Annotated in this window: 12 protein-coding genes; 10 read left to right on the top strand and 2 right to left on the bottom strand. The window is 62.0% G+C overall.

Features of this window, described 5'->3' with window-relative positions:
- Positions 1-6 precede the first annotated feature (6 nt).
- The 10 genes from frr (at position 7) to lpxB (ending at position 10,470) form a co-directional block, all read left to right on the top strand.
- Positions 7-561 (top strand): ribosome recycling factor, encoded by a 555-nt coding sequence (gene frr, locus LB559_RS00215; protein ID WP_013531759.1) that lies wholly within the window; start codon positions 7-9, stop codon positions 559-561.
- Positions 562-595: 34 nt separating this feature from the next.
- Positions 596-1,330, top strand: a complete 735-nt coding sequence (locus LB559_RS00210) for an isoprenyl transferase (protein WP_013531758.1) — start codon at positions 596-598, stop codon at positions 1,328-1,330.
- Positions 1,327-2,142, top strand: coding sequence for a phosphatidate cytidylyltransferase (locus tag LB559_RS00205; RefSeq protein ID WP_013531757.1), 816 nt, complete (start codon positions 1,327-1,329; stop codon positions 2,140-2,142). The genes LB559_RS00210 and LB559_RS00205 overlap by 4 nt, the downstream gene beginning before the upstream one ends.
- A 103-nt stretch (positions 2,143-2,245) precedes the next feature.
- Positions 2,246-3,388, top strand: coding sequence for an RIP metalloprotease RseP (gene rseP, locus LB559_RS00200; protein ID WP_024503348.1), 1,143 nt, complete (start codon positions 2,246-2,248; stop codon positions 3,386-3,388).
- A gap of 217 nt (positions 3,389-3,605) precedes the next feature.
- Complete coding sequence (gene bamA, locus LB559_RS00195) at positions 3,606-5,969, top strand: outer membrane protein assembly factor BamA (protein WP_224672826.1); 2,364 nt, start codon at positions 3,606-3,608, stop codon at positions 5,967-5,969.
- A 75-nt stretch (positions 5,970-6,044) separates the two neighbouring features.
- The gene (gene lpxD, locus LB559_RS00190; RefSeq protein WP_013531754.1) at positions 6,045-7,103 is read left to right on the top strand and encodes a UDP-3-O-(3-hydroxymyristoyl)glucosamine N-acyltransferase; all 1,059 of its coding nucleotides are present in this window, start codon (positions 6,045-6,047) and stop codon (positions 7,101-7,103) included.
- The gene (fabZ, locus tag LB559_RS00185) at positions 7,096-7,563 is read left to right on the top strand and encodes a 3-hydroxyacyl-ACP dehydratase FabZ (protein WP_027036657.1); all 468 of its coding nucleotides are present in this window, start codon (positions 7,096-7,098) and stop codon (positions 7,561-7,563) included. The genes lpxD and fabZ overlap by 8 nt, the downstream gene beginning before the upstream one ends.
- Before the next feature lie 13 nt (positions 7,564-7,576).
- Entirely contained in the window at positions 7,577-8,410 is an 834-nt protein-coding gene (gene lpxA, locus LB559_RS00180; RefSeq protein ID WP_224672825.1) for an acyl-ACP--UDP-N-acetylglucosamine O-acyltransferase, read from the top strand.
- Positions 8,382-9,299, top strand: coding sequence for an LpxI family protein (locus LB559_RS00175; protein WP_224672824.1), 918 nt, complete (start codon positions 8,382-8,384; stop codon positions 9,297-9,299). The genes lpxA and LB559_RS00175 overlap by 29 nt, the downstream gene beginning before the upstream one ends.
- Positions 9,292-10,470: a lipid-A-disaccharide synthase gene (gene lpxB, locus LB559_RS00170; protein ID WP_127385140.1), complete on the top strand. Its 1,179-nt coding sequence runs from the start codon at positions 9,292-9,294 to the stop codon at positions 10,468-10,470. Before LB559_RS00175 ends, lpxB begins: the two co-directional genes overlap by 8 nt.
- Positions 10,471-10,532: 62 nt before the next feature.
- On the opposite strand, the gene gltA is transcribed toward lpxB, so the two are convergent.
- The gene (gene gltA, locus LB559_RS00165; protein WP_013531749.1) at positions 10,533-11,858 is read right to left on the bottom strand and encodes a citrate synthase; all 1,326 of its coding nucleotides are present in this window, start codon (positions 11,856-11,858) and stop codon (positions 10,533-10,535) included.
- A 184-nt stretch (positions 11,859-12,042) separates the two neighbouring features.
- Entirely contained in the window at positions 12,043-13,467 is a 1,425-nt protein-coding gene (gene gltX, locus LB559_RS00160; protein WP_224672823.1) for a glutamate--tRNA ligase, read from the bottom strand.
- Between the last annotated feature and the right edge of the window lie 50 nt (positions 13,468-13,517).

Genomic DNA, 13,517 nt, shown 5'->3' with positions numbered 1-13,517 from the left:
ATAAAGATGAGTGGTGAGTACGACGATCTCAAGCGGCGCATGGATGGGGCCATCGCCGCGTTCAAGCATGATCTGGCTTCGCTGCGGACCGGTCGCGCCTCCAGCAATCTGCTCGATGCGATCCAGGTGCAGGCCTATGGCACCACCATGCCGATCAACCAGGTCGCCAACGTCTCGGTGCCGGAGCCGCGCATGATCTCGGTATCGGTATGGGACAAGTCGATGGTCGGCGCGGTCGACCGCGCGATCCGCGAATCCAATCTGGGTTTCAACCCGATCGTGGACGGCACCAACCTCAGGATTCCGCTTCCCGAACTCAACGAACAGCGACGCAAGGAACTGGTCAAGATCTCGCACACCTACGCCGAGAACGCCCGGGTCGCCGCGCGCCATGTGCGCCGCGACGGCATGGACTTCCTGAAGAAGGCGGAGAAGGACGGCGACATCAGCGAGGACGATCAGCGCAAGCGCTCGGACCAGGTTCAGAAACTTACCGACGAGACGATCAGCACCATCGACCACCTGCTTTCCGATAAGGAAGCTGAAATCATGCAGGTTTAGGGTCTTGGCCTCCGGCTGACCCGAAAGCGAGAACATGGCAACGCCCGCGCATGTCGCGATCATCATGGACGGAAACGGACGCTGGGCCAAGGCGCGCGGCTTGCCTCGTCTTGCGGGCCATCGTGCCGGCGTCGAGGCGCTGCGCAAGACGGTGCGCGCAGCACCCGGGCTCGGCATCTCCTACCTGACCGTCTACGCTTTCTCGTCGGAGAACTGGTCGCGGCCGAAATCCGAGGTCAGCGACCTGATGGGCCTTCTGAAAATGTTCATCCGCCGTGACCTTGCCGAACTGCACCAGAGCGGTGTGCGGGTTAGAATCATCGGCGACCGGGCAGGGCTGCAGCCCGATATCAGGGGACTGCTCGACGAGGCCGAAACGCTGACGGCCGCAAACGAATCGCTGACGCTGGTGATCGCCTTCAACTATGGCGGACGCGACGAGATCGTTCGCACGGCGCAAAAGCTCGCTTTGGCCGTGGCGCGTGGCGAACTCGACGCCGAGGCGATATCTGCCGAAAGCTTTGCCGTTGCGCTTGATACGCAAGGCATTCCCGACCCGGAACTGGTCATTCGCACCAGCGGCGAGCTTCGGCTGTCGAATTTCCTCCTGTGGCAGGCCGCCTATAGCGAGCTCGTCTTCCTGCCTTGCTACTGGCCCGACTTCAGCCGCGAGCACCTTGCCGAGGCCTTGCGTGAGTTTGCTGGCCGCGAACGCCGTTTCGGCGGACTTGGAGGCCAGGACGTCGCTTCGCGACCGGCCGCGGGATGAGCAATCTCCAGCTGCGTGTCGTTTCGGCGATCGTGCTCGCCATCATCACTCTCGGTTTGACCTGGATCGGCGGTCTGCCGTTCCGGCTGCTGTGCGCCGTGATATCGGCGGCGATCTTCTATGAATGGACCCGCATGTCGCGCCCGACCGGGGTCACGGGCCTGGGCTTCCTGCCGGAAGCATTGCTGGTCGTCTTCGTTGGCGCCTTGATCGGCGGCCTGGCCGCCTCCTGGCTGCTACCGCTTGTGGCGGCCATTGTTGCCGCAACGGCGATAGCCGCCTCGCTTCGCAAGACCGGACAATGGGATGCGAGCGGCCTCGCCTATGCCGCGGTTTCAGGCCTGTCGCTCGCCTTGCTGCGCGATGGCGATCGTTCGGGCCTCATTGCCATCCTGTTCCTGTTTGCGGTCGTCTGGGCCACCGATATCCTTGCCTATTTCGTTGGCCGTGCCGTTGGGGGGCCGAAACTGGCGCCCTCTATCTCGCCCGGCAAGACGCGCAGCGGCGCGCTCGGCGGTGCGCTCGGCGGCGTCGTCGCCGGGCTGGTCCTCGCCGTAGCTGCCGGTGTCGGCAATCTGGCATTGCTCGGCCTGGTGGCGCTCGTGCTGTCGATTGTCTCGCAGGCAGGCGACCTGTTTGAATCCTGGGTCAAGCGCCGCCATGGCCGCAAGGACTCAGGCGCGCTCATCCCGGGCCATGGCGGCGTCATGGATCGTGTCGATGGGCTTGTCGCAGCCGCATTCGCCCTATACGTCATCGGCTGGATTTCGGCGAACGCCGATCATCCGGCGCAGGGTCTGTTTCCCGTTTGAGTGGTGTCATTTCAGGTCCTTTGCGCGATGCGCCTTGGATTCGCCCGGATTGGTGTCACAGTCACGGCGCAGTCTGCGCCGTGGAAGAATTTGAGGGTTTGTCTTGAACGAGATTCTTCACGCGCTTTTCAGCACACAAGGCTTTGTCCTCGGCACGCTGGTGCCATTCCTCTTCGTGCTGACCGTGGTCGTGTTCGTCCACGAAATGGGCCATTACCTTGTCGGGCGCTGGTGCGGCATCGGCGTCAGGGCCTTCTCGATCGGCTTCGGCCCGGAACTCTTCGGCTTCAACGACAGCCACGGCACGCGCTGGAAACTGTGTGCGATACCGCTTGGCGGCTATGTCAAATTCGTCGGCGACATGAACGCCACATCGAGCCAGCCGACGTCGGAAGAAATTGAAACGCTGACCGCGGAAGAGCGCAAGGTCGCCTTCCACACGCAGCCGATCTGGAAGCGCGCGGCAACGGTGGTGGCCGGACCGCTGTTCAATTTCCTGCTGACGATCGTTGTCTTTTCCGTGCTGTTCACCGCCTATGGCCGCTATGTCGCCGAGCCCATGGTGGCCGAGGTGACCGCCGACAGCCCGGCGGCGAAGGCCGGCATCCTTCCCGGCGACCGATTCGTCAGCGTCGACGGCAACAAGGTCGAAACCTTTGGCGACGTCCAACGCCTGGTCTCGGGCCGTGCGGACGACGCAATCACTTTCGTCATGCTGCGCGACGGCCGGGAGGTCACTGTGACCGCGGCACCGCGGCTGATGGAACAGGAAGACGCGCTCGGCAACAAGGTCAAGGTCGCTGTAATCGGTGTCGTCAACAACAAGGAACTCGGCCAGCCACGGCTCATCACCTACACGCCTGTTGGAGCTGTCGCGGCAGCGGTCGAGGAAACCGGTCACGTCATCCAGCGCACCGGCCAGTTCCTGCAGCGCTTTGTTGTCGGGCGCGAAGACAAATGTCAGCTGGGCGGTCCGGTGAAGATCGCCGACATGGCGGGCAGGGCTGCGAAACTGGGATTCGAATGGCTCGTGCAGCTGGTTGCACTGCTATCCGTTGGCATCGGAATTCTGAACCTTTTGCCGATTCCCCCCCTCGACGGCGGTCACCTCTTGTTCTACGGGGTGGAGGCTGTCATTCGCCGTCCGGTGTCGGAACGGATGATGGAAATGGCCTATCGGGCCGGGTTGCTTCTGGTGCTGTGCTTCATGGGGTTCGTTTTTTGGAACGATCTGTTTGGGTGCTGAAATCATGAAGAAATTTGGCTTCTGCATGGACGATGTTGAGACGCCGTTTACCATGCAAGGGGATATGAGTGACGCGAAAGCCACGCCGCAGGGTTAAGTAAATACAAATTAACCAGAAGCCTTGCGTGTAGGGAAAATCCGGTTAATACGGTAGGGGAAATTACCGCACGTCCGGTTTTCTCGCCGTGGGGACTACGAGAAAAGGTTATTAAGCCCGATGAAGGCAGCATCCAAGTTTCTAAGCGCCGCGTCCGCGGTGACCCTGTCCGCGGCCATGGTCGTGCCAGGCGCGCTCGCAGTGCAGTTCGTTGCCACATCGGCGGCTGAAGCCGCTGTCGTCAGCAGAGTCGAAGTAAGCGGCAACCAGCGTATCGACGCTGAGACCATCCGTAATTACATCACCATCAAGCCGGGCAAGGCTTTCTCCAGTTCCGATATCGACGGTGCGGTCAAGGCACTGTTTGGCACCGGGCTGTTTTCGGATGTGCAGATCAACCAGGTCGGCTCGACGCTGGTTGTCAAGGTTGCCGAGTACCAGGTTGTCAACCAGGTGCTGTTCCAGAACAACAAGAAGCTCAAGGACAATGCGCTCGCGGCGGCGGTGCAGCTGAAGCCGCGCGGAACGTTCTCGCAGGCGACGCTCGATGCCGACGTGGAATCGGTCAAGGCTGCCTACAAGCGCATTGGTCGCGACGACGTGACCGTGACCACGCAGGTCATGCAGCTTGGCGACAATCGCGTGAATGTGGTCTTCAACATTGCCGAAGGCGATCGCACGCAGATCGCGGCGATCAATTTCGTCGGCAACAGCGCCTATTCCAGCCGCCGCCTGTCGGATATCATCAACACCAAGCGTTCGTCCTGGGTTTCCTTCATCCTGCGCGACGACGTCTACGACGACGACAAGCTGCGCGCGGACCAGGAGCTGCTGCGCCGCTTCTACTACAATCACGGCTATGCCGATTTCCAGGTCGTGTCCGCTGTCGGTGAGCTCGACAGCGCGACGAACAAGTACACGGTCACCATCACCGTCCAGGAAGGCGACCGCTACACGTTCGGCGATGTCAGCGTCGAGAGCACGATCCCGGAAGTCGACGGCAAGTCGCTGGAATCGGTGATCGAGACCCATAAGGGTGACGTCTACAACGCCAAGAACGTCGAGGATTCCATCATCGCGCTGACCGAGAAGGTGGCCGGTTCCGGCTATGCCTTCGCGCAGGTCACGCCGCGCGGCGACCGCAATTTCGAGAACCACACCATTTCGGTGGTCTATACGATCGACCAGGGCACCAAGGCCTATATCGAGCGCATCGAGATCCGCGGCAACGATCGCACGCGTGACTATGTCATTCGCCGTGAGTTCGACGTCAGCGAAGGCGACGCCTTCAACCAGGTGCTCATCCAGCGCGCGAAAAAGCGCCTGGAAAACCTGAATTATTTTGAGAAAGTCGACATCTCGACCGTGCCGGGCTCTCAGCCCGACCAGGTCGTTCTGGTGGTCGATGTGGTCGAGAAATCGACCGGTGAGTTCTCGGTGGGCGCTGGTTATTCGACCGGTGGCGACACGGCCGGTCCGTCGGTCGAAGGCTCGGTGACCGAGCGCAACTTCCTCGGCCGCGGTCAGTTCATCAAGCTGTCTGCGGGCGGCGGCAAGAATTCACGCGACTACAGCCTGTCCTTCACCGAGCCTTATTTCCTCGGACGGCGCATCGCCGCCGGTTTCGACATCTTCAAGTCGACGCGGGAATACAACAACAACTATGACAGCGATACCACGGGCGCGACGATCCGTTTCGGCCTGCCGATCACCGACAGCATCTCGACCCAGTTGGCGTACAACATCTCGCAGGAAAAATATAAAGTTGACGACGGCTGCAATCCCACCGATTCAGATCCCAGCGGAACCTGCGATATCTCAACCGCAATCCTTGATGGCATCGAACAAAGCCCCTGGATCAAATCGTCGGTCAGCCTGGGACTGGTCTATAATACCATCGATGACATGAAGAACCCGCACGAGGGCATCTACGCCACCACGACGGTAGAGGTCGCGGGCCTCGGTGGTGATGCCAAGTTCGTGAAGGTCACGGGGCGCGGCAGCGTCTATCAGACGTTGTCCGAGTCGCTTGATCTTGTCGGCCTTGTTTCGGGCGGCGCCGGTCATGTCGAGGGTTATGGCAGTGACGGCCTGCGTATCTTCGATCAGTTCCAGAGCACGGACCGCATGATCCGTGGTTTCGCCTATGGCGGTATCGGGCCTGTGGATCCTCTCACGGGTGACCATCTCGGCGGCACGACCTACTTCAATGCCTCTGCTGAAGCCCAGTTCCCGCTGCCAGTCGTTCCGGAAAGCTTCGGCCTTCGCGGTGCTGTGTTTGCTGACGCGGCGACTCTCTATGGCAGCAAGGTTACGAGCGTTGCTCAAGAGTCAACGGACATGCAGCTGCGTGCCTCTGTCGGCGTTGGTCTGATGTGGGCGTCGCCGTTCGGTCCGATCCGTATCGACTATGCGATCCCGGTCAAGAAGGAAGCGCGCGACGACGTGCAGGAATTCAACTTCGGCATATCGACCCGCTTCTGATCGGCGGCCAACGATGCTCCCGGGTCTTCAGGGTCCGGGAGAAATGTTCCGACCTAGCTGGATATAGCTTCTGGAATGACCGATCCGGTGTTCTTCGCGCCATCACGCCGGTATACGGCGGGCGAAGTCGCGAATCTGACCGGCTCGGTGCTTGTCGATTCCGGCCACTCCAATATTTCGATCGAAGCACTCGCGCCGGCCAGCGAGGGCGGCGAGAATGCGCTCGTCTTTGTCGACGGCAAGCGTAATTCCGCGCTGATGCCGTCGCTGCGGGCTGCCGCGGTCCTGTGCCCGGCGGAATTTGCCGGCAAGGCGCCGGCAAGCGTTGCCGTTCTCATTCATCCGCGCCCGCAACAGGCCTTTGCGCTGATCGGGCGTCTGCTGTTTCCGAGGGCGGCGACACCAGGGCCGATGACCAGTGAAACCGGCGTCTCGCCGCACGCTCATGTCGATGCGACCGCGCATGTCGAAGCCGGTGCCGTCATCGAGGCCGGCGCGGTTATCGGGCCAGGCGCTTCGATCGGCAGCGGTACTGTCATCGCCCCAAATGCGGTCATCGGACAATCCTGCCAGATCGGCCGCGACGGCTATGTCGGTCCGGGCGCCAGCATCCAGTATGCCTTGATCGGCAATCGCGTCATCATTCATGGCGGCGCCAGGATAGGCCAGGATGGTTTTGGCTTCGTCGGCGGGGCCAAGGGTCCCGAACGCGTGCCGCAGATCGGCCGTGTCGTTATCCAGGACGACGTCGAGATCGGCTCCAACACCACCGTCGATCGCGGCGCCATGTCCGATACGATCATCGGCCAAGGCACCAAGATCGACAATCTCGTGCAGATCGCCCATAACGTCCGCATCGGCCGCAATTGCATAATAGCCGGGCTTTCGGGTATTTCGGGTTCTGTGGTCGTGGGTGACAATGTCACCATGGGCGGCGGCGTGGGGCTTGCGGATCACCTGACCATAGGGACAGGGGCCAAGCTTGCCGCCAGAAGTGGATTTATGAGCAATGTCCCTGCAGGCGAGATCTGGGGCGGCTATCCGGCACAGCCGATGGCGGAAGCCATGCGGGAGATAGCCATGCTGCGCAAGCTCGCCAGGACCCGCAAACAGGGCGAGGGAGGCAATGGCTGACATGATCGCGTCGACGACGCTGGAGGCGGTCGACATCATGGGGCTGATGAAGCTCCTGCCGCACCGCTATCCGTTCCTGATGATCGATCGTATCGTCGACATCGATGGCGACGAATCCGCTGTTGGCATCAAGAACGTGACCATAAACGAGCCGCATTTTCAGGGCCATTTCCCTGAGCAGCCGGTCATGCCGGGTGTGCTCATCGTCGAGGCGATGGCGCAGACGGCCGGCGCCATCTGTATCCGCAGCCTGGGTACCGAAAAGCCGTCGCTGGTCTATTTCCTGACCATCGACAACGCCAAATTCCGCAAACCGGTGGTTCCCGGCGACCAGTTGAAGATCTATGTCAAGAAAATCAAGAAACGCGGCAACCTGCTCAAATTCGCTTGTGAAGCCATGGTCGACGGCGCCAAGGCGGCCGAGGCCGAGATTTCAGCCATGATGGTCACCAGCGACTGACGATCGAGTGCTTATGAAAATCAAGACATCCATCCATGCTTCCTCCATTGTCGAGGAAGGCGCCAAAATCGGCCTAGGTGTGCGCATCGGGCCTTTCTGCCATGTCGGCGCCGATGTGGTGATCGGCGACGACGTCGAACTGGTCAGTCATGTCTCGGTGATGGGCGCGACGTCGATCGGCGCCTCGACCAAGGTCTACCCGATGGCGACATTGGGCGCACCGCCGCAGAACACCAAGCACAAGGGCGGTCGCACCACCTTGGTCATCGGCAGGAACTGCACGATCCGCGAAGGCGTGACCATGCATCTCGGCACCGATTCCAGCCGCGGCGAGACGACGGTCGGCGACAACGGCAATTTCCTTGCCTACGCCCATATCGCCCATGATTGCGTCGTCGGCAACAATGCGACGTTCGCCAATGGCGCAACGCTGGGCGGCCACTGCGAGGTCGGCAACAATGTCTATATCGGCGGACTGACCGCAGTGCATCAGTTTGTCCGCATCGGCGACAACGCCTTTCTCGGCGGCTGCTCCGCGATCGTCGGCGATATCATCCCCTTTGCCATAGCGGTCGGCAACCGCGCCAGCCTACGCGGCCTCAACATCATCGGCCTCAAGCGCTCCGGCCTGCCAAGGTCCGAAATCCTTGTGCTGCGCAAGGCTTACAGGATGATCTTCGATCGTTCCCGCACCGTTGGCGAGAACATCGAGTTCGCCAAGGCGGAGTTCGCGTCGTCGCCGACCGCCATGAAGATCATCGATTTCATCACCAGTCGCGGCAAGCGGCACTATGCTGTGCCGTCGCTCAAGGGCGGCGATGGCGACGATGTCGATGACGAAGACTGAGACAGCGGCAGCGCGTCTTGATCTTCCGCCGGGCTCCAGGGTCGGCATCATTGCCGGCGGCGGCAGTCTGCCGGTCGAAGTCGCGGCCGGTTCGGCTGAACAAGGCTATCCGCCCTTCGTCATCCTGATGGAAGGCGAGGTCGACCGCATCGCGGAGCTCTCCCGATACGATCATGAAAGCCTCGCTCTGGAAGGTATAGGCTCGCTGGTCCCATTGCTACGGCGGCACCGGATCACCCATCTGGTGCTTGCAGGCGAGATCAAGCGCCGACCGCGATTGCTTGCGCTGCGCCCCAGTCTCAGCCTGCTCGCGGTAATTCCGCTGGTCGTCATGGCGCTCGCGCGTGGCGACGATGGCCTGCTGAAGGTCTTGGCGAGGGGCCTCGAAGCTCGTGGAATAAAAGTTGTCGGCGCCCATGAAGTCGTGCCGAGCCTTGTCGCCGCCGAAGGCGTCCTGACCAACGCCGCGCCACAAAAGTCGGACTGGCGTGACATCGAGGCAGGCCTTGCCGCGGCAAAAGCCATCGGGGCGCTGGACATCGGCCAGGCCGCGATCGCCATCGGTGGCCGGACCATTGCGCTGGAAGGCATCGAAGGAACAGCCGGACTGCTTGAGCGGGCAAAGCTCTTACGCGGCCACGGCCGTATTGCGGGCAAGACTCGCGGCGTCCTGGTCAAGTGCGCCAAGCCTGGTCAGGAACTGCGAGCGGATCTTCCGTCCATCGGCCTGCAGACGGTCGAAGCAGCGCATGCAGCCGAGCTTGCCGGGATTGCCGTCGAGGCGGGACGTTCGCTGGTTCTCGAAGGTCCTGAAACCATCGCGCGCGCCAACGCACTCGGCCTGTTCGTCATTGGCCTGCCTGCCACGACGGAGCGGCACAATGGCTGACAGGGCATTGAAGATCGCGATTGTTGCCGGCGAGGAGTCCGGCGACCTGCTTGGCGCCGATATAGTGCGCTCGCTCAGGCAGGCTGCGGGACGCGAGGTGCAACTCGTCGGCCTCGGAGGCCGTCATCTGCAGACGCTGGGACTGGTCTCGCCATTCGATGCCGGCGAGATCGCCCTTATGGGATTCAGTGCCGTCCTGCGCGACTTGCCGCGCCTGATGCGGCGGATCAGCCAACTGGCCAAGACCGTTGCCGACGAAAAGCCGGATTGCCTCGTCACCATTGACAGTCCGGACTTTTCGTTGCGCGTCGCCAAAAAGGTGCGTGCGGCCAACCCGTCGATACCGATCATCCACTATGTCTGCCCGAGCGTGTGGGCGTGGCGGCCGGGCAGGGCAGTGGCGATGAAGCCCTATGTCGACCACATCCTCTGCATCCTGCCTTTCGAGGTCAAGGAGCTCGAGCGGCTCGGCGGGCCACCGGGCACCTATGTCGGGCATCGCCTGACCCACGATGCGGGCTTGCTCGCTGCAGCCAAGGCGCAGGAGCTGCCGCGCGACCTTTCTCCTGATCGGGTCAAAACCCTGCTCGTCCTGCCCGGTTCGCGGCGTAGCGAGGTACGGCGGCTGCTCGACCCGTTCGGCGAGACGGTGTCGATCCTGCGCGCGCGCGGCCACCGCTTGCGGCTGCTGCTGCCGACCGTCCCGCATGTCGCCGACCTCGTCAAATCTTCCGTCAACCGCTGGGATGAAAAGCCTGAGATCATCGTCGATCCCCAGCGCAAATGGCAGGCTTTCGGCAGGGCCGATGCGGCGCTGATCGCGTCCGGGACGGTATCGCTGGAACTGGCGCTGGCCGGCGTGCCGATGATTTCCTGCTACAGGCTCGACCCGGTCGCGCGCATCTTGGCGCCGTACCTCGTTTCCGTCTGGTCGGCGCTGCTGCCCAATCTGATATCGGATCGAGCGCTTATTCCCGAATTCTACGACGGCTATATCAAGCCGAACAACCTTGCCCGGCAATTGGAAGCACTGTTCGCCGACAGCGGCATGCGTGCCTGGCAGAAGGATGGATTTGCAGAGATCAGGCGGCGCATGGCTACCGGTAGACCGTCCGGCGAGATCGCCGCGCAGGTGGTGATGCGGTACGTCAAGAGAGTGAGTAGTCAGTAGTCAGTAGAAATGGTCGACTTCACTACTCACTACTCACTACTCACTACTCACTATTTCCTAATTCACCGCTTGGCGATCGGCACGTAATCCCGCTCCGGTGCACCGGTATAGAGCTGGCGCGGGCGGCCGATCTTCTGGCGCGGATCCTCGATCATCTCTTTCCACTGGGCGATCCAGCCGACGGTGCGAGCGACCGCGAACAGCACGGTGAACATGGTGGTGGGGAAGCCCAGCGCCTTCAGCGTGATGCCGGAATAGAAGTCGACATTCGGGTAGAGCTTCTTCTCGATGAAATAGGAATCGGTCAGCGCGATCTTTTCCAGCTCCATGGCGATGTCGAGCAGCGGATCGTCCTTGATGCCGAGCTCGCCCAGAACCTCATGTGCCGTCTTCTGCATGATCTTGGCGCGCGGATCGTAGTTCTTGTAGACGCGGTGGCCGAAGCCCATCAAGCGGAACGGGTCGTCCTTGTCCTTGGCGCGGGCGATGAATTCGGGGATGTGATCGACATGGCCGATCTCGCCAAGCATGTTGAGCGCCGCTTCATTGGCGCCGCCATGCGCGGGTCCCCACAGGCAGGCTATGCCGGCGGCGATGCACGCAAACGGGTTGGCGCCCGACGAGCCGGCGAGGCGAACGGTCGAGGTCGAGGCATTTTGCTCGTGGTCGGCGTGCAGGATGAAGATGCGTTCCATGGCGCGCGCCAGCACCGGATTGATCTTGTATTCCTCGCAAGGCACGGCAAAGCACATATGCAGGAAGTTGGCGGCAAAGTTCAGCTCGTTCTTCGGGTAAATGAAGGGCTGGCCGATGTGGTATTTGTAGGCCATCGCCGCGATCGTCGGCATCTTGGCGATCAGCCGCATGGAGGCAACCATGCGCTGGTAGGGGTCGGAAATGTCGGTGGAGTCGTGATAGAAGGCCGACAGCGCGCCGACCACGCCGCACATCACCGCCATCGGATGCGCGTCGCGGCGGAAGCCGGTGAAAAAGCGCGACATCTGCTCATGCACCATGGTGTGGCGCGTCACGCGGTAATCGAAATCGTCCTTCTGCGCCTTGGTCGGCAATTCACCGTAGAGCAGGAGATAGCAGACCTCGAGGAAGTCGCCATGTTCGGCCAACTGGTCGATCGGATAGCCGCGGTGCAACAGGATGCCGGCGTCGCCGTCGATGAAGGTGATTTCGGACTCGCAGCTTGCCGTCGAGGTGAAGCCGGGATCGTAGGTGAAAGCGCCGGTGGTTGAGTAGAGCGAGGCGATGTCGATCACATCAGGCCCGACCGAACCGCTTCGCACCTTGAATTCATGGGTCTTGCCGGCGAATTCAAGCGTTGCGGTGGCCTCTTGGGTCTTGCCCAAATCCAGTTTTTTCGCAGCTTCGGTCATTGCAAACTCCTTCTTGTTTCCTCATGCCGGCAAAGGCAAATTTCGCAGAGCGACACGTCGAAAATCACCGCAATGCGCGTATTCGCCACCGCATTTCAGGAGGTGCGTGCCAGATTGGGCCAAGGCCTAATGTTGCACTGCGAAACCCGCCTTTCAATGCCAATCTTCTTGGGCCAGTTTGCTCCTAATCGATTTGATCTGAGATGCGCGCCAGGCTTTCCTCGCGGCCGAGCACGGCGAGCACATCGAACACGCCCGGCGAGGTGCTTTTGCCGGTCAAAGCGGCGCGCAAAGGCTGGGCCACTGCGCCGAGCTTGTGGCTGCCGGCCGCCGCCACCTCGCGGATCGCCGCCTCCGCCGAGGCGGCTGTCCAGTCATCCGCAAGCCCGTTCAAAGCTTCGTGAGCACTGCGCAGGATCTTGCGGGCGTCATCGGTGAGCAGAAGGGCCGCCTTGTCGTCGATCGGCAGCGGTCGGGTGGCAAACAGGAAAGCCGCGCCGTCGACGAGCTCCACCAGCGTCTTGGCGCGCTCCTTCAGGCCCGGAAGCGCTGCCAGCAACTGCGCCTTGGTGCTGTCGTTCAGGCGTGCGGCGATCGCCGGGCCACCTTCGAGGTAGGGCAGGGTGGCGATGAAGATGTCGAACAGTTCGGCATCGCTCATGCGGCGCATATGCGCGCCGTTGATTGCCTCCAGCTTGGCGAAGTCGAAGCGCGCCGCGCCCTTGTTGACATCGCCTATGTCGAACCAGGAGATCATGTCCTTGATCGACATGATCTCGTCGTCGCCATGGCTCCAGCCGAGACGCGCCAGGTAGTTGAGCAGCGCCTCCGGCAGGTAGCCCATGGCGCGATAGGCCTCGACGCCAAGCGCGCCGTGCCGCTTCGATAGCTTGGCGCCATCGGCGCCGTGGATCAGCGGGATATGCGACATGGACGGCACGTCCCAGCCCATGGCGTTGTAGATGACGGTCTGGCGGGCGGCATTGGTCAGATGATCATCGCCGCGAATGATGTGGGTGACGGCCATGTCATGATCGTCGACGACGACGGCATGCATGTAAGTGGGATTGCCGTCGGAACGCAGGATGATGAAGTCATCGAGATCCTTGTTGGGAAAGCGCACGTCGCCCTGGACCCGGTCATGGACGACGGTCTCGCCTTCGGTCGGCGCCTTGATGCGGATGGCGCCCTTGGCGCCTGCGGGTGCCTCTGAGGGGTCGCGGTCGCGCCAGCGGCCATCGTAGCGGGGTGGCAGCCCCTTGGCTCTGGCGGCCTCGCGCATGGCCTCCAGTTCGGCTGGCGTGGCGTAGCAATAATAGGCCTTGCCCATGCGCACGAGCTCCTCGGCCACCTCGCGGTGGCGGGGCGCACGCTCGAACTGCGACACCGGCTCGCCGTCCCAGCTCAGGCCAAGCCAGGAAAGCCCGTCGAGGATGGCAGCCGTCGCGGCTTCATTGGAGCGTTCGCGATCGGTGTCCTCGATGCGCAGCAGCATCGTGCCGCCGGTATGCTTTGCATACAGCCAGTTGAACAGCGCCGTGCGCGCGCCGCCTATGTGCAAATAGCCGGTGGGCGAGGGGGCAAAACGGGTGACGACCTTGTCGGACATGGAACTCTCGGAAACCATCTGAAGCGGGGTGCGGTCGCGCGGACTTTCGC

The sequence above is a fragment of the Mesorhizobium sp. BR1-1-3 genome, assembly GCF_020165455.1.
Classification (GTDB): domain Bacteria; phylum Pseudomonadota; class Alphaproteobacteria; order Rhizobiales; family Rhizobiaceae; genus Mesorhizobium; species Mesorhizobium ciceri.
The sequence above is the reverse complement of the archived record's forward strand: the minus strand, read 5'-3'. Positions and strand labels throughout refer to the sequence as shown.